Annotated in this window: 20 protein-coding genes, 1 other RNA gene and 1 pseudogene; 12 read left to right on the forward strand and 10 right to left on the reverse strand. The window is 63.7% G+C overall.

Annotation, left to right across the window (positions count from 1 at the left end):
* On the forward strand, positions 1-796 hold a 796-nt coding region (locus tag C1D09_RS15850; protein ID WP_143975198.1), incomplete at its 5' end, for an ABC transporter permease.
* Between the two features lie 32 nt (positions 797-828).
* Entirely contained in the window at positions 829-1,782 is a 954-nt protein-coding gene (locus C1D09_RS15855; RefSeq protein ID WP_167514634.1) for a D-ribose ABC transporter substrate-binding protein, read from the forward strand.
* A gap of 184 nt (positions 1,783-1,966) precedes the next feature.
* On the opposite strand, the gene C1D09_RS15860 is transcribed toward C1D09_RS15855, so the two are convergent.
* The 5 genes from C1D09_RS15860 to modA form a co-directional block, all read right to left on the reverse strand.
* Positions 1,967-2,716, reverse strand: coding sequence for a class I SAM-dependent methyltransferase (locus C1D09_RS15860; protein WP_143975199.1), 750 nt, complete (start codon positions 2,714-2,716; stop codon positions 1,967-1,969).
* 177 nt (positions 2,717-2,893) lie between these two features.
* Positions 2,894-3,235 (reverse strand): winged helix-turn-helix domain-containing protein, encoded by a 342-nt coding sequence (locus C1D09_RS15865; protein ID WP_143975200.1) that lies wholly within the window; start codon positions 3,233-3,235, stop codon positions 2,894-2,896.
* Positions 3,236-3,324: 89 nt separating this feature from the next.
* Positions 3,325-4,437, reverse strand: coding sequence for a molybdenum ABC transporter ATP-binding protein (gene modC / locus C1D09_RS15870; RefSeq protein WP_143975201.1), 1,113 nt, complete (start codon positions 4,435-4,437; stop codon positions 3,325-3,327).
* Positions 4,434-5,138, reverse strand: coding sequence for a molybdate ABC transporter permease subunit (modB, locus tag C1D09_RS15875; protein ID WP_143975202.1), 705 nt, complete (start codon positions 5,136-5,138; stop codon positions 4,434-4,436). The genes modC and modB overlap by 4 nt, the downstream gene beginning before the upstream one ends.
* A 20-nt stretch (positions 5,139-5,158) precedes the next feature.
* Positions 5,159-5,953, reverse strand: coding sequence for a molybdate ABC transporter substrate-binding protein (gene modA / locus C1D09_RS15880; RefSeq protein ID WP_143975203.1), 795 nt, complete (start codon positions 5,951-5,953; stop codon positions 5,159-5,161).
* A 212-nt stretch (positions 5,954-6,165) separates the two neighbouring features.
* Here modA and C1D09_RS15885 point away from each other — a divergent pair.
* A pseudogene (locus C1D09_RS15885) lies at positions 6,166-6,370 on the forward strand (TOBE domain-containing protein); the annotation flags it as partial.
* Positions 6,371-6,403: 33 nt separating this feature from the next.
* Here the strand turns inward: C1D09_RS15885 and C1D09_RS15890 are convergent.
* On the reverse strand, positions 6,404-7,198 hold the full coding sequence (locus C1D09_RS15890) for a thymidylate synthase (protein ID WP_143975204.1): 795 nt from the start codon (positions 7,196-7,198) through the stop codon (positions 6,404-6,406).
* Positions 7,199-7,458: 260 nt separating this feature from the next.
* A complete protein-coding gene (locus C1D09_RS15895) occupies positions 7,459-7,770 on the reverse strand; it encodes a DUF2853 family protein (protein WP_143975205.1) in 312 nt (103 codons plus the stop codon).
* A gap of 169 nt (positions 7,771-7,939) precedes the next feature.
* Between C1D09_RS15895 and ssrA the strand changes: the two genes are divergently transcribed.
* Both ssrA and C1D09_RS15905 read left to right on the forward strand, forming a co-directional pair.
* Positions 7,940-8,300, forward strand: a transfer-messenger RNA (tmRNA) gene (ssrA, locus tag C1D09_RS15900).
* Positions 8,301-8,410: 110 nt separating this feature from the next.
* On the forward strand, positions 8,411-8,962 hold the full coding sequence (locus C1D09_RS15905) for an AAA family ATPase (protein WP_143975206.1): 552 nt from the start codon (positions 8,411-8,413) through the stop codon (positions 8,960-8,962).
* Between the two features lie 48 nt (positions 8,963-9,010).
* Here the strand turns inward: C1D09_RS15905 and C1D09_RS15910 are convergent, their stop codons facing one another.
* A complete protein-coding gene (locus C1D09_RS15910; RefSeq protein WP_019859029.1) occupies positions 9,011-10,216 on the reverse strand; it encodes a multidrug effflux MFS transporter in 1,206 nt (401 codons plus the stop codon).
* A gap of 186 nt (positions 10,217-10,402) precedes the next feature.
* Here C1D09_RS15910 and C1D09_RS15915 point away from each other — a divergent pair, with 186 nt between their 5' ends.
* From C1D09_RS15915 to C1D09_RS15930, 4 genes are all read left to right on the forward strand, one after another.
* A complete protein-coding gene (locus C1D09_RS15915; protein ID WP_143975207.1) occupies positions 10,403-11,092 on the forward strand; it encodes a TetR/AcrR family transcriptional regulator in 690 nt (229 codons plus the stop codon).
* A 146-nt stretch (positions 11,093-11,238) separates the two neighbouring features.
* Positions 11,239-11,775 (forward strand): SspB family protein, encoded by a 537-nt coding sequence (locus C1D09_RS15920; RefSeq protein WP_140889441.1) that lies wholly within the window; start codon positions 11,239-11,241, stop codon positions 11,773-11,775.
* A gap of 16 nt (positions 11,776-11,791) precedes the next feature.
* Complete coding sequence (locus C1D09_RS15925; RefSeq protein ID WP_143975208.1) at positions 11,792-11,986, forward strand: DUF4169 family protein; 195 nt, start codon at positions 11,792-11,794, stop codon at positions 11,984-11,986.
* A 10-nt stretch (positions 11,987-11,996) separates the two neighbouring features.
* Positions 11,997-12,224 (forward strand): ribbon-helix-helix domain-containing protein, encoded by a 228-nt coding sequence (locus C1D09_RS15930; RefSeq protein ID WP_143975209.1) that lies wholly within the window; start codon positions 11,997-11,999, stop codon positions 12,222-12,224.
* On the opposite strand, the gene C1D09_RS15935 is transcribed toward C1D09_RS15930, so the two are convergent.
* Positions 12,221-14,017 (reverse strand): chloride channel protein, encoded by a 1,797-nt coding sequence (locus C1D09_RS15935; protein WP_143975210.1) that lies wholly within the window; start codon positions 14,015-14,017, stop codon positions 12,221-12,223. The two genes, C1D09_RS15930 and C1D09_RS15935, sit on opposite strands and share 4 nt — an antisense overlap.
* A 149-nt stretch (positions 14,018-14,166) precedes the next feature.
* Here C1D09_RS15935 and C1D09_RS15940 point away from each other — a divergent pair, with 149 nt between their 5' ends.
* From C1D09_RS15940 to C1D09_RS15950, 3 genes are all read left to right on the forward strand, one after another.
* A complete protein-coding gene (locus tag C1D09_RS15940) occupies positions 14,167-14,604 on the forward strand; it encodes a MarR family winged helix-turn-helix transcriptional regulator (protein ID WP_143975211.1) in 438 nt (145 codons plus the stop codon).
* A 122-nt stretch (positions 14,605-14,726) separates the two neighbouring features.
* Positions 14,727-15,032, forward strand: a complete 306-nt coding sequence (locus C1D09_RS15945; protein WP_143975212.1) for a hypothetical protein — start codon at positions 14,727-14,729, stop codon at positions 15,030-15,032.
* A 32-nt stretch (positions 15,033-15,064) separates the two neighbouring features.
* Entirely contained in the window at positions 15,065-15,952 is an 888-nt protein-coding gene (locus tag C1D09_RS15950; protein ID WP_167514636.1) for an RNA polymerase sigma factor, read from the forward strand.
* 41 nt (positions 15,953-15,993) lie between these two features.
* Here the strand turns inward: C1D09_RS15950 and C1D09_RS15955 are convergent, their stop codons facing one another.
* The gene (locus C1D09_RS15955) at positions 15,994-19,989 is read right to left on the reverse strand and encodes an AsmA family protein (protein WP_143975214.1); all 3,996 of its coding nucleotides are present in this window, start codon (positions 19,987-19,989) and stop codon (positions 15,994-15,996) included.
* Between the last annotated feature and the right edge of the window lie 73 nt (positions 19,990-20,062).

Raw genomic sequence — 20,062 nt, forward strand, 5'->3', positions numbered from 1 at the left:
CCCGCCGGTCTGGGTCGTCGCGGTACTGGTCTGCGTGCTCGGCGCGCTGGTCGGCCTGGTCAACGGCGTCCTTATCGCCTGGCTGAAGGTACCCGCCTTCGTCGCCACGCTCGGCATGCTGTACGTCGTGCGCGGCGCAGCCCTGCTGATGACCAATGGCCTGACCTACAACGATCTCGGCGGCAAACCGGAACTCGGCAATACCGGCTTCGAATGGCTGGGCTTCAACCGCCTGCTCGACATCCCGATCGGCGTGCTGGTCATGGCCGTCATCGCCATCATCGGCAGCATCATCCTCAACCGCACCGCCTTCGGCCGCTGGCTCTACGCTTCGGGCGGCAACGAGCGCGCCGCCGAACTCTCTGGCGTGCCGGTCAAGCAGGTGCAGGTCTCGGTCTATATGCTCTCGGGCATCTGCGCGGCCGTGGCCGGCCTCATCCTGTCCTCCGAGCTGACCTCGGCGGGCCCGACCGCCGGCACCTCATACGAGCTCACGGCAATTGCCGCGGTCGTCATCGGCGGCGCGGCCCTCACCGGTGGTCGGGGCAACATCCGTGGCACGCTGGTCGGCGCCTTCGTCATCGGCTTCCTGTCCGATGGTCTGGTGATCATCGGCGTCTCCGCATATTGGCAGACAGTCTTCACCGGCGCGGTCATCGTGTTGGCGGTGCTGCTCAATGCCATCCAGTACCGCCGCCGCGTCAAGCTTCCGAGCCCGGCCGGCAGCTCTCCCACTTCTCCACAAAAGGACAAGGCCACAACGGCCGATCCCGCCCTCGAGAAGACCGCCGGTTGACCGGCGCGATTGCTAACCAAAGGAGGAACTCTATGTATCGCAGTGCCAGAATTCTGATGCTCTCGGCCTTTGCCCTGGCCGCACCGATCGTCGCGGCAAGCGCGGCGTCGGCCGGCGGCCTCATCTCGATCATCGTCATCGATCCCGCCAACCCCTACTGGCTCACCGAAGGCAATGTCGCCAAGGCCGAAGCCGAGAAGCTCGGCTACACCGCGACCGTCGGCGCCTCCAAGGCCGACACCAACACCGAGAGCAAGCTGATCGACACGGCGATCACCAACAAGTCCGTGGCCATCATCCTGGACCCGGCCGACGCCAGCGGTTCGATCGGCGCGGTGAAGAAGGCGATCGCCGCCAACATCCCTGTCTTCCTCGTCAATGCCGAGATCAACCAGGAGGGCCTCGCCAAGGCGCAGCTCGTCTCGAACAACGCCCAGGGCGCCGCACTCGGCGGCCAGCAATGGGTGACGGCCATTGGCGAGAAGGGCAACTATGTCGAACTGCTCGGCGCGCCGTCCGACAACAATGCCGCGACACGGTCAAACGGCTACGAGACCGTGATCAGCCAGTATCCCGACCTCAAGAAAGTCGGCTCGGAAGTCGCCAACTGGGACCGCACCCAGGGCCACGACAAGATGCAGAGCCTGCTCCAGGCCCATCCCGACATCATCGGCGTGACCAGCGGCAATGACGAAATGGCGCTCGGCGCGATCGCGGCGCTGAAGGAGGCCGGAAAACTGTCAGGCATCAAGGTCGGTGGCTTCGACGGGTCGCCGGACGCTGTAGCCGCCATCAAGGCGGGTGACCTGCAATACACCGTGCTGCAGCCGGTGGCCGTCTACTCGGCGAAAGCCGTGCAGCAGGCTGACTCCTTCATCAAGACCGGCAAGACCGGCGCCGCCACCGAGAAGCAGCTCTTCGACTGCCTCCTCATCACCAAGGACAATGTCGACAAGTACACGGCTCCGTTCACGCTCTCGGAGTAAGAAAACGACGGGGGCGGCCTTCTGGTCGCCCCTCGTCCGGTGATGCGGGCCGGCACGGCTGCGCCATTGCAATCGAGGGCAGGATCTCGGCCCTGCGCCTCGTCGAGCCAGGCCTGAGGGTCACCCATGAGCAGCAATCTGGGTCCGGCGAGCAGTCCCCGCCCGATCGCCACGCGCTGCTTCTCTACGCCAGCCGTCGCTTCAAGATGGCGCAGAACTCAAAAGTGTTGTGCGGCGTGGCATAGACTTGCTCTACTTCCAGCCCAATGAGACCGAGATTGGAAAGTACCTCTATTCCCGAGCGAAAACTTTGAGGTGTAAATTGCCAAGCGTGAACATCGATGTAGGCCCCGCCGGAGGTGTCGTACTGGCTCATGGCCACGGAAACACTGGACAGATTGTGCCGAAATCTTGGCACCCCGTGATCGCCGGCCCAATGGCGAACCGGATCATTATGCGTGGCTAGAGCTATGTGTTCGATGACGCTCTTTGCGCTGTGAACTTTGTTGCCTCGAGCGCCGATGAAATCGGCAATTGAACTCTCTGCGATGAAATGGTCGAAGCAGTAGCGCTTGTCCGGGATAATCAGGAGGTATCTGCCCGTCGCGGTGAGAATCCTTGCGACTTGGTTCAAGTGGTAAATCAGGTCTGGTTGATGCTCGACGCAGTGACTGCTCAGGCAAAAATCAAACTTTTTGTCCACGATGCTCAAGTCGCCGGTGCTGGAAACATAGTCGATATCCACCGGGACGGTATAGACATAACCGATCGCATTAGCCCTGTTGATCAGTCCTTGTTTGTCCATGACGTCGAAATATTTAACGTTTGGACCGCGCAAAGTCGGATTCGTGAAAGGCCCCACCTCAAGCGTTGATTTGCCGTCGACAAGAGAAGCGAGGGCATTTCGGTTGAACTCTGGCGGAGCGGCGTCCATCTCAAATTCCTCATTGGTCTTGTTGGCGAAATTGCGAAACTACCAATCATGGTCGAGCGCGACAATCAATCGAGAGCTGGGGATTGCGGTGATGGTATAGGCGGCACGATCGCGGTATGTGGTCCGGGCGGTGAGCTGACCCGATTGCGTTGGCGGTGAGAAACCTCCCTCCGCCTCTCAGCCCGCATCAATCTCCGCCTGCAGCGCGTCCATATGCATCGCCGCCGCCGCCGTGGCCGCACGCTCGATGGCGCGGAAACGGCTGACCACCGCCAGGCCAATGGCCGTCAGCTGTGCGCCGCCGCCCTTGCGGCCTCCGGTCTGCGCGGCGACCAGCGGCTTGCCGAACACCCGGTTCATGTCCTCCACCAGATCCCAGGCGTGCTTGTAGGACATCTCCATGCAGCGCGCGGCGGCCGAGATCGAGCCGAAGGTGGCGATCTGCTCCAGAAGCTCGATCTTGCCCGGACCGATCCGCCCGTCGGGGTCGAGATTTATCCGCAGGCTCAGCGATGGCATCTTTGCTCCTCCGCGGTCGCCATGACTCCTGCCGAAGCCTTCGGCGACACCGTTATTCCAAATCAATATAGCGGCGATCGTCGCTTCTGTCAGCCATCGACATCGAGCGTCAGGCCGGCGCTGGTGTTGGCCCGGTCGAAACTCACTGTCTTGACCACGGCGAAAACCTTGCCGCCGAGCCGCAGTTCCAGCGCCTGCCGCGACTGTTCGGTGATGCGGGCGAGCACGGTTGCGCCATTGCAATCGATGTCGACCTCGACCGCCGGCCCTTCGCCCGGGCGAATCGCGACGATTGTGCCGGGCAGGATGTTGAGCGCGCTGAGGCCCGTCGGCTTTTCCGTGGCGATCATCACATCGCGAGCACGGATGCGAACACGCACGGGAGCCCCGGTTTTCATCGCCACGCGCGGGACGCGGATTTCTCCGGCGGCCGAGGCGAGCACGGTCATGCCGAAAGTCTCGTCGTGGCGAAGCACCTTGGTGTCCAGCACCGCACCGCCCTCGCCGCGCTCTTCCGCCGGCAGCAGGTCGAGCCTTTGCATCACCGCCTCGGTCGGACCGCTGGCAACAACCTTGCCTTGCGCCAGCATCACCACGTCACTGGCCAGCCGCGCCACCTCGGCGACCGAATGGCTGACATAGACGATCGGGATCTTCGTCTCATCGCGCAGCCGTTCGATATAGGGCAGGATCTCGGCCTTGCGCGCCTCGTCGAGCGAGGCCAGCGGCTCGTCCATGAGCAACAGTCCGGGGCTGGCGAGCAGCGCCCGGCCGATCGCCACGCGCTGCTTCTCGCCGCCCGAGAGCTTCAACGGGCGCCTGTTCAGCAGCGGGCCGATGCCGAGCAGGTCGACGACGGCATCCATGTCGGCGTAGCGCTCCTTGGCCGGCGTGAACCAGCGGCCATAGCGCAGATTGCTGGCCACGCTCATATGTGGAAACAGGCGCGCGTCCTGGAACACCATGCCGATGCGGCGCCGGTGCTTCGGCACGAAAATGCCGGCACGGGTGTCGACCAGTGCACGGCCATCCACCTCGATGCGGCCCTTGTCGGGTCGGATCAGCCCGGCGATCATGTTGATGAGTGTGGTCTTGCCCGACCCGGACGACCCGAACAGCGCGGTGAGCCGCCCGGCGCTCTCGAAGCGTGCCTCGATGGCGAAATCGCCGACCCGGTGGCCGATGTCGAGAACCACGCTCATTCGATGTCCATGTGCCGCCCGACCCGCCGCGCCAAAACTTCGGAAGCGACCAAAGCCGCCATCGAGATGACGATCGAGATCAATGTCAGCCGCAATGCGCCCTCATCGCCGCCCGGCACCTGCGTGAAAGTGTAGATCGCCGAGGGCAGCGTCTGCGTTTCGTTGGGGATGTTGGACACGAAGGTGATGGTCGCGCCGAACTCGCCCATCGCCTTGGCGAAGGCCAGGATGGCGCCGGCGATCAGCCCGGGCAGGATCAGCGGCAGCGTGATGGTGGCGAACACCCACAAGGGATTGGCGCCAAGCGTTCCTGCCGCCGCCTCCATCTTGCGGTCCACCGCTTCGATCGACAGCCGGATTGCCCGCACCATCAGGGGAAAGCCCATGACGCCGCAAGCCAGTGCCGCACCCGTCCAGCGAAACGAGAAGACAATGCCGAAATGCTCGGCCAGGAAGGCGCCGGCCGGACCGCGCCTGCCAAAGGTCAAAAGCAGGAGATAGCCCGTCACGACAGGTGGCAGGATCAGCGGCAAGTGAACGACGCCGTTAAGCAGCGTCTTGCCCCAGAATTGTCCGCGGGCAAGCAGCAGGGCAATCAAGATGCCCGGTGGCAGGCTGAAAAGCATCGCCACGGTCGCCACCTTGACGGACAGCCGGACCGCATTCCATTCATCGGGAGTGAGGTCCAGCAGCCAGGTCATATTGCGCGATCGGGCCCTGTTCAGTTGCTCGGCGTAAGCACGGTAAAACCCTGTTCCTTGAAGAGCGCGCCGGCCTTGGCGGACTGCAGGCATTTCAGGAAGGCGGTCGTATCCTTGTCCTTCGAATCGGCCGTCTGGGCAACCGGGTAGATGATCGGCGGATGCGAATCCTCCGGGAAGGTGCCGACCACCTTGACGCCCGTGTCGGCATGCGCGTCGGTGGCATAGACGATGCCGAGAGCGGCCTCGCCTGTCGAAACCAGCTTGAGCGCCGCGCGCACATTCTCGGCCTGCGCCACCTTGCCCTCGACCGAGGACCAGACGCCGAGCGATTCCAGTGCCGCCTTGCCGTACTTGCCGGCCGGCACCGCCTTGAAGTCGCCCATGGCGAGCTTGCCGTCGCCGACAAGCTTGGCGAGGTCGAAACCCTTCTCGATATTGGTCTCGACCTTCGAATCCTTCGGTGCCACCAGCACGATCTGGTTGCCGAGCAGCTTCACCTCGGTGTCGGCCTTGGTCAGCTTCTTGTCGGAAAGATATTTCATCCAGTCGAGATCGGCCGAAATGAAGACGTCGGCAGGCGCCCCCGCCTCGATCTGCTTGGCCAGGGCCGAGCTTGCCGCGTAGGAGACGGTCGCGGCCGAGCCGACATCGGCCTCGCAGGCTTTGTTCACCCCATCGAGCCCGTCCTTGAGGCTGGCCGCCGCGAAAACGACGACCTTGTCTTGCGCATGTGCGGCCGGCACCACAGCCATCAACGTCGCCGCGAGACCGCCAATGGCGATCGCCCTCAACCCGAAACCTTTGCGCGTCATCCAAAACTCTCCCTGGTTTGAAACCCGTGCGGCGCGAGGCCCGTCGATCGATATATCCATATGAATATAACAAGGGAAGGCTGACGACTTGCGAAAACGCCCATGCCCCGTCGATTGTTCTGGGTACGACGAGTGGGAAACCCCAATGCATGTTACCCAGAAGTGACCTCGGTTTTCGGAGAACGGCATCCATAAAAGCAATGGAGAGCACGATGAAGATCAGCGCCCCAGTGTGCTCAAGGGAACGATCATCGGGATCGTCACGAGAGCCACCACTTCGCATGTCAGGATCGACATTGGCGGCGGCGCCATCGTCACCGCGTCGATCACCAACGAGGCCGTCGCCGACCTCAAGCTCGAAAGGGCAAGCACCCCTGCGCCGTGGTCAAGGCCTTGGACGTGATGGTCGGACGGGGGCTCAGGCCGGCATCACCTGAATATCGGCATGCCTTAGACGGCGATCGGCGCCTTGATCGAGGCATCGGCCACGTAGTTTTCCAGCCGGAAATCCTCGAAGCGGAAGGCGAACAGGTCCTTCACCTCAGGATTGATCCACATCGTCGGCAGTGCCCTCGGCGTGCGCCGCAACTGCTCGCGCGCCTGTTCGAAATGGTTCGAATAGAGATGCGCATCGCCCAGCGTATGGACGAAATCGCCTGGCTTCAGCCCGGTCACCTGCGCCACCATCAGCGTCAGCAGCGCGTAGGACGCAATGTTGAACGGCACGCCGAGGAAGATGTCGGCCGAACGCTGGTAGAGCTGGCAGGACAGCCGACCCTCGGACACGTAGAACTGGAACAGGCAGTGGCAGGGCGGCAGCGCCATCGCCTCCACTTCGGCTGGATTCCACGCCGAAACGATCAGCCGACGCGATTGGGGATTGCGGCGTATCTCCTTGAGCAGGCCCGCGATCTGGTCGATCGAGCCGCCATGGCCGTCCGGCCAGGAGCGCCACTGCCTGCCGTAGACGGGGCCAAGATCGCCATTCTCGTCGGCCCATTCGTCCCAGATCGTGACGCCGTGGTCGGTCAGGTACTTGATGTTGGTATCGCCGGCCAGGAACCACAGGAGCTCGTGGATGATCGACTTCAGGTGCAGCTTCTTGGTCGTGGTGACCGGAAAGCCGCGCGACAGGTCGAAACGCATCTGGTAGCCGAAGACGGAGCGCGTGCCGGTGCCCGTGCGGTCGCCGCGGTCGGCGCCGTTGTCCAGCACATGCTGCAAGAGGTCGAGATATTGGCGCATCGGTTCCAGCTCGATTCGAGTCTACGCTTAATATAGCGATCAGACCGGCGCTCGAACACAGCGAAACGGCGCTAGTCGGACCTGCGCACCACTCTTGTTGTAGATGCCTGCGCCGCCCTCATTGCCCTACCGGGCGTTCGTCGTTCGAAAAGCCAAGCAGCTGGCTTTTCGTCCGCTGTGCGTGCCCTCACCCACGTGAACGGGGAGAAAGTGGCTGGCCGCAACGCCGGCGCCAGCCTTCGCGGATTGACGCGCGATCGTCAGAGGGCGCCGAGTTTGCCCAGATCCTTGGCCACTAGGTAGTAAAAGGTCACACGGCTCTTGGTGTTGTCGGCGTGCATCGCCTTGCAGGTCTTCTCGATCGAGGCGTCGGCCTTGGCCCCGTCGCTGACACCGAGCTTCTTGGACACCCAGCTCTCCTTGACGCGCTCGAGCTCCTTGGGGTCGGTGCAGGATACCAACGAGGAATCACGGTTCCTCAGCGCAATGCCCAGATGCTTGACGATCTTTTCGACCGCGTCGGCGCTGGCGCCCGCGTCGTATTTCTTCACATCCGCAAGATAGTCGGCCATCAGAAAATTCCCCTCGTCGGCGCCACGGATCCGATCGATGAGGGCTGTGGCGCGCTTCGCAACTTGTGCGCTAGGTCGGTAACTCCTCACCGCTCGCAAAGCTTCCGTTGAGACCGCGTCCAAGTCAACCCTTGCCGTCGCGATTTGACACAGGACAAAGCCTCATTGCGGCCTTTCATTTCCGGCGAACGCCCCCTATATTCGATTTGTCGGCTTGACCGACTATGGCGATAAATGGGCGATGAAATAAGCCGTTCGGACCCGGGGGCGGTACCCGGCGCCTCCACCAAAAGCCGCTGTTGACGACACAACGGTTTTTGCTGGGGGCGAAATAGGATCGACGAAGGTGTAAAGATCGTACTTTTGCCCGGCATTGTACCACCGTCATCGGGCTAAACTTATAGTTGCCAACGACAACTATGCGGAAGCACGTCTCGCTGCTTAATGCAGTGCGATAGCTTCAAATCAAGCCCTAGGGGTTCGCACTTCTAGGCGGGGTTCGGAGGTACCTGGCAACAGAAACCTCCACTTCTCCCCTCCTCAACCGACGTCACGCGCAACGGCCGCTTTTTGCTGTCCGGGCTTCATACGGCCATGGGCGGCGAAGGCGCATCGCGTGCCTCTTTCTCCATGGACAAGAATGCAAAACGATTCCGATCGATTCTTCGTGCTGACCGGTGGCCCGGGCTCCGGCAAGACCACTTTGATCGCAGCCCTGCGCCAGGCTGGCTTCGCGACGTCAGTCGAAGCCGGGCGCGCCATCATCCGCGACCAGTCCTCGATAGGCGGAACCGCCCTGCCCTGGAGCGACCGCGCGCTGTTTGCCGAACTCATGCTGTCGTGGGAAATGCGCTCATATCGGAACGCACTCGAACAGAAGGGACCGGTCTTCTTCGATCGCGGCGTGCCGGACACGCTCGGCTATCTCAGGTTGACCGGCCTGCCCGTGCCAGACCACATCGCCACCGCTGCCAAGCGCTTCCGCTACAATCCTCGTGTGTTCATCGCTCCGCCCTGGCCGGACATTTTCGCGCAGGACGGAGAACGCAAGCAGACTTCAGACGAGGCCGAGCGCACCTACCATGCCCTGGCCGGCGTCTATACGGAGCTGGGCTACGAGCTTGTTCCGCTGCCCCTGGCGCCAGTCGAGACACGGTTGCGTTTTGTATTGGCCGAGGCTGGGCTGAACTGAAAAGGCCGGGAAAACCCGGCCTTTTCATGGGCTTGCGGATGACACGCCTTACTCGGCTGGCGCCTCGACGGCTTCGCGCGAGCGGCCGAGCGTGACCTTGGCCAGCGTGAACGAGATCACCGCGCAGAGCGTAATGCCGGCGACCATCGGCAGCGGCGTGCCGTCGAAGAACACGCCGGCGACACCCATGGCGAGCGCGCCGATGGCGAAGTGCAGCGTGCCCATCAGTGCCGAGGCCGTGCCGGCGATCTCGCCATGCTCTTCCATGGCCAGCACCGAGGTGGTCGGAATGACCAGACCAAGGAAGCCGTAGCCGACGAACAGCAGGGCTGCCATCACGTCGAGCCGGTCGACGCCCGTCGCCATGATCGCCAGCAGCACCACCATCGTCGAGGCGTAGCCGGTCACCGCGACGCGCACCACGCGCCGCAGCCCGAAACGCTCGGCCAGCAGGCCCGTCAGCTGCGACATGCCGATGAAGGCCACCGCATTGATCGAGAAGAACACGCTGTAGACCGAAGGCGACAGCCCGTAATGGTCGATCAGGATGAAGGACGAGCTCGACAGATAGACGAAGAAGCTCGCAATGCCGAAGCCCGCGATCGCCACAAGGCCTAGGAAGTTGCGGTCACCCATCAGGAAGCGGTAACCGGCAAGTGCGGTGCCAAAGGAAGAACCCACGCGCTCTGCCGCCGGCCGCGTTTCCTTGAGCGAAGTCGCGAGCAGGATGGTGGCAAGGGCTGCCGCACCGGTCACCGTCCAGAACACGGCACGCCAGCCGAAATTCTCGATGATCTGGCTGCCGGTCAGCGGCGCCAGGATCGGCGACACCGAAAACACCAGCATCAGCAGGGACATCAGCTTGGCCGCCTCATTGCCGGTGTGCAGGTCGCGCACGATGGCGCGCGGCACGGCCATGCCGGCGCTGGCGCCAAGACCCTGCAGGAAGCGGAAGGCGATCAGCCACTCGATGGTCGGCGCCATTGCCGAACCGATGCCGCCGACCATGAACAACGCAAGCCCGCCATAGAGCGGCAGCTTGCGGCCGACCATGTCGGAGATCGGCCCGACGACGATCTGGCCGAAGCCCATCGACAGGAAGAAGATCAGCAGGCTCATCTGCACGGCGGCGGTGCCGGCGTGCAGATCCGCGCCGATCGACGGCAAAGCCGGAAGGTACATGTCGATCGCGAAGGGGCCGATAGCGGACAACAGGCCGAGCACGACCGCGATGCGGAGGAATTTGGGACTCATGATATTGGCTTCTTTCGAAATCTGGTTGCCGCCGCCAGGCGGCGTCTGGCCTAGGACGTTCCATCCCGTGAGCTTCCGACGCCCAGCAGGGAATTTTATCGTCTCCCGGCGCGAAATCTCTTTGTCTTATGTCCACAAATTTAGACAGTCTTGTCCAAATCGTCAATCGCCTCTATATACATTTCCATGAGAGCGAGCGTTTCTCCTGACACTTTCCCGCCACGCGGCCACGAGGCCAAGCGCCTGTCGATCGTCGATGCAGCCGCTGGCGTGTTCTGCCGCGAAGGCTTTGCCGGCGCCAATATCGACCTGATCGCCGCCGAGGCCGGCGTGTCGCGTCAGACCGTCTACAACCACCATGGAGACAAGGAAAAGCTCTTCATGGCCGTGGTGCGCGACCTCACCGATCGCTGCAATGTCGGCATCTTCGCCACCATTGCCACCTTCCCTGACCAGCCCGGCGATCTCGAAGCGGATTTGATCGGCTTTGCCGTGCGCATGAACCAGAACTGCATCTGCAACCGCGACGGAAAATTCCTGCGCAAGCTGATCCAGACCGAAGGCGAGCGCTACCCCGAACTGTTTGCCGAATGGCGCGAACAGGGTCCGGGCACGACATTGCCGGCAATCGCCGCCCGCTTCGCCCGCCTCGCCTATGGCGGTTACCTGACGATCGACGACCCCGACGTCGCGGCGCGCCAGTTCTTCGGCCTGGTGAATGCCGACCTGCAGACCACCTTCATGCTCGGCGGCACGCCGCGGGAGGGCGAAGTGGTGCAATCGGCGACGAATGGCGTGCGCACCTTCCTGCGCGCCTTCGGCAAGCGCCATGCCCCGGGCAGCGTCAAGAAGCACGCTGCGCTGGCTAACGCATAACATTTGCGGTTGTCAGTAAGCCGTCTTGCCGATCAAATCGTTGGCAATACCCCTCGCTTCGACGCGACGGTGGGCTATATCAGGTTTACGCCGCGCTCAAGCTTGATTACAGCTATGCGGACGACTCAACGGAACCCGACCACCACATGGCCGACGACCACATCCGCTACGACATTCTGGCCCAGGAGGCGTTGCGCGGCGTCATGCGCAAGGTCCTGGCCGAGGTCGCACGCACCGGCCTCCCCGGCAACCATCATTTCTTCATCACCTTCCTGACCGGAGCGCCCGGCGTGCGCGTGTCGTCGCGCCTGCGCGAGCGCTATCCGGAGCAGATGACGATCGTCATCCAGTTCCAGTATTGGGACCTGAAGGTGACCGACACCGGCTTCGAGGTTGGCCTGTCCTTCTCCGACGTGCCGGAGAAACTTGAAATCCCGTTCTCGGCTGTGCGTGGCTTCTATGATCCCTCGGTCAATTTCGAGCTCGAGTTCGACGTCAAGACCGATGCGCAGCCTGAGGAAGAACCGGCCCAGCCGGCGCCGGAGCCGCTGACCATCGTTTCCGAGAAGAAGCCGAAGGCCGAGAAGAAGGCTGCAGCCGAGCCGGAGAAGAAGCCCGCCGCGACCGAGGCCGGTGCCAAGGGCGCCGAAGTGGTTTCGCTCGACGCCTTCCGCAAGAAATAGCTTCGCGGTCCGCGCCATGGCCGACATCGTCAATCTCCGCCAGGTTCGCAAACAGAAGGCGCGGGACGAGAAAACGCGCGTCGCCGAACAGAACCGGGCCCTGCATGGCCGTTCCAAGGCGGACAGGCAACGCGACCGGCTGAATGCCGACAAGGCCGAAAAATTTGTCGCCGGCCATCGCCTTGAGCCGTCCAGCAAGGATGATCAGTGAGTCTCCGGCCGTGAGCGTCGTCGAAAAGCGCTCCGTGACCATTCGCGGCCATCGCACCAGCTATTCCCTCGAAAAGCCATTCTATGACGACCTCGTCGCCATCGCGGCGGCGAGAAAGCTGACGCTGGCCGCACTCGTCGCCGAAGTCGATGAGACGCGGCCCCGCGACACCAACCTGTCCTCGGCGCTGCGGCTAACTGTCCTGGAATGGGCGAAGCGCGGAACTGGCTTGGGCTAGACGCCTTCCACGGCGTCCGCCTTTTTCCCGCGCCTGGTGCCGAAACCAAGCAAGGTCGAACGGTCGCGCTCCTCGGCCTGTTTCCTCGAGCGCACGCGCATCAGATCCTTCCAGCCGACATAGCCGACCAGTTGCAGGCTGTCGCGGGTCACGACCGGCAGATGCGACACATTGGCCATCAACAGCTTGTCGGAGAGACCTTCGAGATACTCGTCGGGATAGGCAAGCGTCACCTTGCTTCCGGCAAGCAGGTCGCCGAGCGTCGTCGTCCTGTGCTTGCCGGAACGGCGCCAGCGCAGGATCGCCGGCGGATCGATGAGACCGAGCACCCGCCTGTTCTCGTCGATGACCGGGAAGCTCGGATGCCGGGTTTCCGGCGCGGTCAGGAACGCCGCCGCACCATGCAACGTCATCGTCGCCGGCACGCTCTCGACCTGCGCGGTCATCACCTCGCGCACCCTGGTCAGCGCGAACGGGTCCACGCGGTACTCGCGCACGAGGTGGTGCCCGCGCCTGGCGATCTTCTCGGTCAGGATCGACCGCTTCATCAGGAGCACGGTGACGGCGTGCGCCGCGGCGCAAGCCGAGATCAGCGGCACCAGCACGTGCGTGTTGCCGGTCAGTTCCACGGCAAAGAACGTCGCCGTCAGCGGCGCCCGCATCGTGCCGCCCATGGTCGCCGACATCGCAAGCAGGGCCCAGAACCCCGGATCCGCCTCGGGCAGGATGCCGGCGAGCACCGCCCCCATTGCGCCGCCCATGATCAACAGCGGCGCCAGCACGCCCCCTGATGTTCCCGAACCGAGCGCCACCGACCAGATGATGGCTTTGACCACCAGCAGCATCAGCGCGGCCGCCGCGAGCGTGTGGCCATCAAGCATGTCGGCGATGTTATCGTAGCCGACGCCGAGCGCCCGCGGCTCGATCAGCCCGCCAATGCCGACCACCAGGCCGCCGATCATCGGCCACCACATCCAGTGGATGGGCAGTTTCTGGAAGGCGTCCTCGCAGGCATAGACCATCTGGGTGAGCAGCCCCGACAACAGGCCGGCGCAGATGCCGACCAGAACCCAACCGCCGAGCCCGGTGAACGAGACGGCCATGCCACCTTGAAACGGAAAGATCGGCCCAGGCAAATGCAGCACGGTGCGCTCGACCTCGGCAATGATCGCCGCGACCGCCACGGGAATGAAGGAGCGCGGCGTCCATTCGAACAGCAGCAGTTCCACCGCCAGCATGATGGCCGCGATCGGCGTGCCGAACACGGTGGTCATGCCCGCTGCCGCGCCTGCCACCAGTAGCGTCTTGCGTTCGTTGTCGGTGACCGGCAGCATCTGCGCGATCAGCGAGCCGATCGCGCCGCCGGTCATGATGATCGGGCCCTCGGCGCCGAACGGCCCGCCTGAGCCGATCGAGATCGCCGACGACAACGGCTTCAGGATCGCAACCTTGGCATCGAGTTTTGAACGCCCGAGGAGGATCGCCTCGATCGCTTCGGGAATGCCATGTCCACGGATCTTCTCGCTGCCGTAGCGCGCCATCAGCCCGATGATCAGGGCGCCGATAACCGGCACCACCACGGCTGCAAGCCCAAGCGGCGTATCCTGCAATTTCAGCTCGGCGAGCGTGAACTGGCCGAAATAGGCGATGTTAGTGGCAAGCCGGATCAGTTTCAAAAGCACGATGCCGGCGAACAGCCCCGCCGTGGCGACCACCACCGCGATAGTCGCAATAGTCAGCACGCGCGCGTCGGTGGTGAAATCCCTGAGATGGCGGTTTTCGGAGGGCTTCATGGCGGGCTTTCTGGCGGCGGCCGGATCTCGAATACGCGGCTCGGCGAAGACGCCGGCCGGCTTGTCGGCTCGCTATGTATCGTAACACGATATAAATTCAAGCTGGTTTTGCATCAAAACCGTTTGAGCCTTTGGCCGGAATGGAACAAATGTCTGGAATGACGCAGCCCCGGAAATCTCGCCCCGCCATCGGACTGACCGACTACCAGCGGCTGTCCGAGTTTCGCTATCTTATCCGCCGCTTCCTCGAATTCAGTCAGTTGCAGGCGGAAGATGCCGGCCTGACGCCGCGCCAGCATCAGGCCTTGCTGGCGATCAAGGGCTATCCGGGCGGCGGACCGGTGACGGTCGGCGATCTGGCGGAGCGCCTGCGCATCCGCCATCACAGCGCCGTCGAGTTGATCAATCGCCTGAGCGACGCCGGACTGGTCGTGCGTGACCAGGACAAGGACGACCATCGCCGCGTGCTGCTGCGGCTGACCGGACGCGCCGACGATTGCCTGGCCGAACTGTCGGCGGCGCATCTCGACGAGCTTTCGCGCATAGAACCCATGCTGAGGCGCTTGCTCGATCAGGGCCACGAGTGATGCTTCGGCATCCTGCGCTAGATGGCACATTTCTTTTCGGGCGCCCGCATCTTTTGGCTCCCCGGCATCGTCTAGGCGATGAGAGGCTCAAAAGCGCAAGGCAATCGAGAGGAAGACCAGCGATGAAACGCCATCTGATACGCTACAAGATGAAGCCCGAACGAGCCGATGAGAACGAGCGGCTGATCCAGGCCGTTTTCCAGGAATTGCGCGACAGATCGCCGGACGGCGTCCGTTACATGACCTTGCGGTCCGGCGACGGGACATTCATCCATCTGGTCGAAACGCAAACCGACGCGCATTCCGATAGCATCACCGGCCTGGCCACATTCAAGGCTTTTCAAAGTGGCTTCGGGGATCGCTGCAGCGAAGCTCCGCAACGCGACGAGATGGCCGTGATCGGCAGCTACCGGATGCTGGGTGCCTGATCGAGGCAGACGAGATCGCAGAACGGAGGCTCATGAACATTCCCATTCCTGGCGGGCAGCATGGGCTCTTCGAGCGCCTGTTTGGGGAATTGCGTCCCAAGCTTCACCGCTACTGTGCCCGCATGACGGGCTCGGTCTTCGATGGCGAGGACGTGTTGCAGGAGGCTCTGGCCAAGGCGATCGAGGCCTTGCCCGGTGCCGGCCCGATCGCCAATCCGGAAGGCTGGCTGTTTCGCATCGCCCACAATACGGCGCTCGATTTCCTGCGCCGCCGCAGCCGCGAACAGGCCTATTCCGACGAGGATTTGGACATGATCGTCGACCCGGCGAACCCCACGATCGATCGCCAGGCCGCTTCTGCCGGGCTGCATACCTTCATGCGCCTTCCCGTCACGCAGCGAAGCAGCGTCATCATGATGGACGTTCTGGGCTACTCCCTGCAGGAGATCAGCGCCACGCTCGATGCCAGCATCCCCGCGGTGAAGGCCGCGCTGCATCGCGGCCGCGACCGGCTGCGCCAGATTGCGCAAGAGCCCGACGACCGCCCCCTCCCGAGACTGAGCGCTGCGGAACGTCAGTTGCTCAACGCCTATATCGATCGCTTCAATGCCCGTGATTTCGACGCGGTGCGCGACATGCTGGCTGAAGAGGTGCGGCTGGAACTGGTGGCCAGGACACGGCTCAACGGCAGCAAGGAAGTCAGCACCTATTTCGGCAACTATTCCAGGGTGCAGGATTGGCATCTCGTACCCGGGTTTGTCGAAGACAGGCCGGCAATCCTCGTCCGTGATCCCATCGACCCGACAGCGCGACCCGTCTATTTCATCCTGCCGGCCTGGCAGGACGGCAGGCTTGCCGGCATCCGCGATTTCCGCCACGCCCGCTATGTCACTGACAGTGCCGAGATGCTCGTTCTCTGAAACGATTTCGAGACGGGAAGGCTTCGCGCCACCGCCCTACGCTACTGCAACGACTTCAACAAATTATCGATCGTGAACGGATTGGACTTCGGCTTGGCTGGCGGCGGCTTGTCGTTGGCCTCCGGCAACGGCGCAGGGCCGACCTTGGGCGCCTGTTCGGCGGCCTTGCGTTCGGCTTCCAGCCTGGCCTTTTCCTGCGTGGCGATGCGCATCGCCTCTTCCGCCTTCTGGCGTTCCTGCTCGGCCTGCGCCTTGGCCGCTTCGTCGGCGGCTTGCTGCTCGGCCGCGGCCTTGGCGTCGGCATCGGCTTTGGCCTTTGCGTCGGCATCGGCTTTAGCCTTGGCGTCGGCATCAGCCTTGGCTTTCGCTTCCGCGTCGGCCTTCGCCTTGGCATCCGCTTCAGCCTGCGCCTGGGCTTCAGCCTCCGCTTTCGCCTTGGCGTCGGCCTCGGCTTTCAGCCGGGCCGCCTCTTCCTGCTGGCGCAGTTCCTCGGCGGCCTTGTCGCGCGCGTCCTGCAGTGCCGCGTAGTAGCGCACTTCGCGCCGCAGGCGCTGCTTCTCCAGCAACGCCGCCTGCATCGCCTCGACGCGCTGCTGCTCCTTCTCCAGCGCGCGCTGGGTCAGGAACTGCGCCAAAGGCTCGCTGTCGAACTGTCGTTTGACGGCGCCGAACGGCCCCTCGGCGGTGAAATTGACGACCGGCTCGGAGCCGACCAGCGCCTCGTCGCCGGGCCGATAGGTAATGGCGCCCTTGGCGGAAACCGTGCTGGTGTTGAGATCGGCCGTGATATCGGCGGACAAGGTCGCCGCCGGGTTTTCGAGGCTGATCGGCGGTGCCCTAAGCGTGCCGCCGGCGATCGTGAAGGCGATGTCGGCATTCCCGGCGGGGAAATTGCCATCGGCGGCGATCCCGGGCGCGAAATCAGCGGTCTTGGCCGCATCGATGTCGCGCCCGATCGCGTCCGCCTTGGCCAGCAACGCGTTGAACGCGTCGGGATTGACGCCCGCCACCTGCAGACCCCTCAGCGTCGCCGTGCCCGAACCCGAGAGGGCGGCGATCATCGCATCGACCGACTTGCCGCTGGTCGACAGCGTCGTCGAGAAATCGCCGACGCCGCCAATGCCGGCATCCGGCAGTACGTTTGCCAGATCCGCGCCCGCCAGCTTCATCTCGCCGGTGAAAAGCCCGGTGCCCTCATTGTTCTTCAACTCGAACAGGCCGGTCAGCGCCCCGCCAAGAAATTTCGCCCTCAGGTCCGAAACGCGGATGCCTTCCTGGTCGAGCTTCAGCGAAAAAGCGGCGTCATAGGCAGTGGCGAACGGTCCGGCGGCAAGCGCCGCCGTCGTCAGGTCGAGAGCGGCGGTAAACGGCAGGCTGGACTTCTGGCTGAAGGGTGCTGCCGGCCAGGAGCCGCTCTTGTCGCTCGCGCTCTTGTCAGCCGTATTTTTGTCGGCGCCATTTTTGTCAACAAGGAAAGCGGAATCGCCGAACAGCGCCACGGCCATCGGATCGAGATCGAGCTCGTCGAGTGCCAGCGCGCCCGCCAGATGCGGCACGCCGTCCTTGGCGTCGATGTTGACGTCGCCGGACACCGCCGCCTCGTTGATCGCGCCGTTGACATTGTCCAGCACGAGCAGCCCATTGCCGTAGTCGCCCTGCGCCGAAAGCGACGTCGACATGCCAGCCCCCATGCCCGGCAGGCCGACGCCCGACGTCATCAGCCACGGTTCGATGTCGGCCGCATCGAGATTGATCTTGCCCTTGGCGGCAGGCCCTTGCGGCGTGTCGGCAACGGTTCCCTCGAAGCTGGCCTTGAAGTCATTGCCGGCGAGACTGAAAGTCGTCGCCAGCCCGCCGCCCAATGTGCCCTTTGCCTGGATGTCGGTTGTTGCCTCGCCCAGCATGCCGAGCGGCAGCGCCGGCAGGCCGTAAAGCGCGAGCAGCGCGGTCGCGTCGGGGTTCTTGGCATTGAAGGTCAGTGTCACCGGCGCCTCGAGAAGCTTGTCCGGCGCGCCCTTCCCCGACAGCGAAGCCGAAAAGGCCGAGCCGCCGGCCTTGCCCTGTCCGCTCACCGCCAGGCCCGTCGTGCCATCGCCATTGTCGGCGGCACTCGCCACGACATCGACGCGTGCATCCTGGAACAGGTCGGGATAGGCGGCAGCGCGGCTCGCCAGCCCCTTCAGCACGGAATTGTCTGGATAATGCTGGGCGGCGACGTCGACCAGCGGCTTGAGGTCCACAGCGACAACCGACGCGTCGAGCTTGCCGGTCGGGCTCGCCGGGAACCCCTTGATCCGGCCCGTGGCGCTGATCGAGGCGCCCGCCAACCCGCCGACCGACAGCCGGTCAACCTCAAGTAAACCATCGCGCAGCCTGAGCGCGGTGTCGACCGTGTCGGCGGTCAGCCCGCCGGCGCTGACCGGCCCGGCCTTGATCTGGAAATCCAGATCGCGGTCGGCAAAGCGGTTCGCGCCCTTGTCACTGACGAAGATCGAGGCGAAGGCCGCCAGCCCGTCGACGTCAAACTCACCGCCTTCGAGCTTCATCAGCACCGATGGCCTGGCTTCGTCAGGCTGGCTGGAATCGATGCGGCCGGAGAATTTCGCCTTGCCCAGGATGAGTTCGAGATCGCTGAAGGCCTGGCGCTTTTCCGTCAGGTCTACCTTGGCCTTGAAGCCTGCGGCGGGCAGACGGCGGATCGCCTCGTCGACATCCTTCGACAGCCAGGCCGCAAAACCCGATGGCTGCGCCACGGCAAGTAGCAGCGAGCCGCTGAAGCCGAAATGACCTTCGACGCTGAGCATGCCATCGGCTTCCAGCGTGGTGCGTCCGGGCAAGGTCGCGGCCAGCGATTTGACCGACCAGCCGCCCTCGGCCGGCTCGGCGGACAGATGCACGTCACGCACGGTGGTGTCGCCGGCCACCACAGCCGGCAGCTTCACCTCGACGGTGCCGGGGATGGTCGGCTTCGGCAGAGCGATCAGCGCCTGCTCGAGCCCGGCGATGCGCTGATCGAGCGTCAGGCCGGCGCCGGCCCCTGCGCCCACGGCCTCATCGAACTGCACCTGCGCGCCATTGGCCTCGATGGCGAAATTCGGCTTCTGGCCGAGATCGACAGAAGCCTTGCCGTCGGCGGTGTAGGGATTGTCCAGCGGCCCGGTTTCGAAACGGAATTCGTCGACGCCAAGCTTCTGGTGGTCGAGCGAGAACTTGCCGTTCAGGCGAAAGCCCGGATCGGGCTTGCCGGCGCTGACCTTCACCGTCTCGCCATCGGTGCCGCGCAATTGGGCTGAATTCTTGTCGGCGCCGGAGATTTTGAACTGGCCGGAATAAACGGCCGCACCTTTGACGATGCCGGCATTGCCGTCGGTTTCGATCACCAGCGGATAGGCGTCGGGATCGGCCTTCAGCCGCAGCCGCATCTGGCCGTTGCCTTCGGCCTTGCCGGTCGATGCCGCGACCGCGGTGCGCAATCCGTCGAGCCGCAACGTGCCGTCCATGCGCCACGGGCCGGCCAGCGACTTTGCCGAAATGGTCGAATTGATCTCGGAGAAGATATGGCTGCGTCCACCAGCGGCATGGCGCAGTTCGATCTGCCCTTCCGTCACCGTCAGCTTCTCGATCGAGATCTGGTTGAGGTCGAAGGGCGAGGACGGCCGCATCGCCCAGTCGACGGTGCCGTCATTGGCGATATCGATCGTCGCCTTCGGGTGTACCAGCCGCATGTCGAAGATCAGCACCTCGCCGCGCAGGAAAGGCGCCAGTTCGGCATCCATCGAAAACGTCTCGACTGTCATGGCCGGCTGGCCGTTGGGCCCGCCGGCGACGGCAACGTTGGAGAAGGTCACCGACGGGAACGGCAACAGCCTTGCCGTGGCGTCGCCCTGTACGGTTACCTTGCGGCCAAGGATGGCGCTTGCCTCACGCTCGAACTGGGCGCGGTAGCCGGTCCAGTCGACAAAATACGGGACCACCAGCGCCGCGCACAGCACCAGCACGAACAGGCCACCGAAGATCACGAACAGGCGTGCGAGCATCAGCTCCGAACAGGTTGAATGAAATTCTGCCGCACTCTACCTGCATCCGCGTGTCGATAAAGAGGCAATTCAT

The organism is Mesorhizobium intechi, assembly GCF_002879535.1.
In the GTDB taxonomy this organism is placed as follows: Bacteria; Pseudomonadota; Alphaproteobacteria; order Rhizobiales; family Rhizobiaceae; genus Mesorhizobium; species Mesorhizobium intechi.

Coding starts and splice junctions, on each gene's coding strand:
- C1D09_RS15945 (WP_143975212.1), top strand. CDS start 14,727: ATGAAACGCCATCTGATACGCTACAAGATGAAGCCCGAACGAGCCGAT.
- C1D09_RS15895 (WP_143975205.1), bottom strand. CDS start 7,770: ATGGCCGACTATCTTGCGGATGTGAAGAAATACGACGCGGGCGCCAGC.
- C1D09_RS15855 (WP_167514634.1), top strand. CDS start 829: ATGTATCGCAGTGCCAGAATTCTGATGCTCTCGGCCTTTGCCCTGGCC.
- C1D09_RS15955 (WP_143975214.1), bottom strand. CDS start 19,989: ATGCTCGCACGCCTGTTCGTGATCTTCGGTGGCCTGTTCGTGCTGGTG.
- C1D09_RS15940 (WP_143975211.1), top strand. CDS start 14,167: ATGTCTGGAATGACGCAGCCCCGGAAATCTCGCCCCGCCATCGGACTG.
- C1D09_RS15920 (WP_140889441.1), top strand. CDS start 11,239: ATGGCCGACGACCACATCCGCTACGACATTCTGGCCCAGGAGGCGTTG.
- C1D09_RS15905 (WP_143975206.1), top strand. CDS start 8,411: ATGCAAAACGATTCCGATCGATTCTTCGTGCTGACCGGTGGCCCGGGC.
- C1D09_RS15925 (WP_143975208.1), top strand. CDS start 11,792: ATGGCCGACATCGTCAATCTCCGCCAGGTTCGCAAACAGAAGGCGCGG.
- C1D09_RS15950 (WP_167514636.1), top strand. CDS start 15,065: ATGAACATTCCCATTCCTGGCGGGCAGCATGGGCTCTTCGAGCGCCTG.
- modB (WP_143975202.1), bottom strand. CDS start 5,138: ATGACCTGGCTGCTGGACCTCACTCCCGATGAATGGAATGCGGTCCGG.
- C1D09_RS15935 (WP_143975210.1), bottom strand. CDS start 14,017: ATGAAGCCCTCCGAAAACCGCCATCTCAGGGATTTCACCACCGACGCG.
- C1D09_RS15865 (WP_143975200.1), bottom strand. CDS start 3,235: ATGCCATCGCTGAGCCTGCGGATAAATCTCGACCCCGACGGGCGGATC.
- modC (WP_143975201.1), bottom strand. CDS start 4,437: ATGAGCGTGGTTCTCGACATCGGCCACCGGGTCGGCGATTTCGCCATC.
- C1D09_RS15890 (WP_143975204.1), bottom strand. CDS start 7,198: ATGCGCCAATATCTCGACCTCTTGCAGCATGTGCTGGACAACGGCGCC.
- C1D09_RS15860 (WP_143975199.1), bottom strand. CDS start 2,716: ATGGACGCCGCTCCGCCAGAGTTCAACCGAAATGCCCTCGCTTCTCTT.
- modA (WP_143975203.1), bottom strand. CDS start 5,953: ATGACGCGCAAAGGTTTCGGGTTGAGGGCGATCGCCATTGGCGGTCTC.
- C1D09_RS15915 (WP_143975207.1), top strand. CDS start 10,403: ATGAGAGCGAGCGTTTCTCCTGACACTTTCCCGCCACGCGGCCACGAG.
- C1D09_RS15910 (WP_019859029.1), bottom strand. CDS start 10,216: ATGAGTCCCAAATTCCTCCGCATCGCGGTCGTGCTCGGCCTGTTGTCC.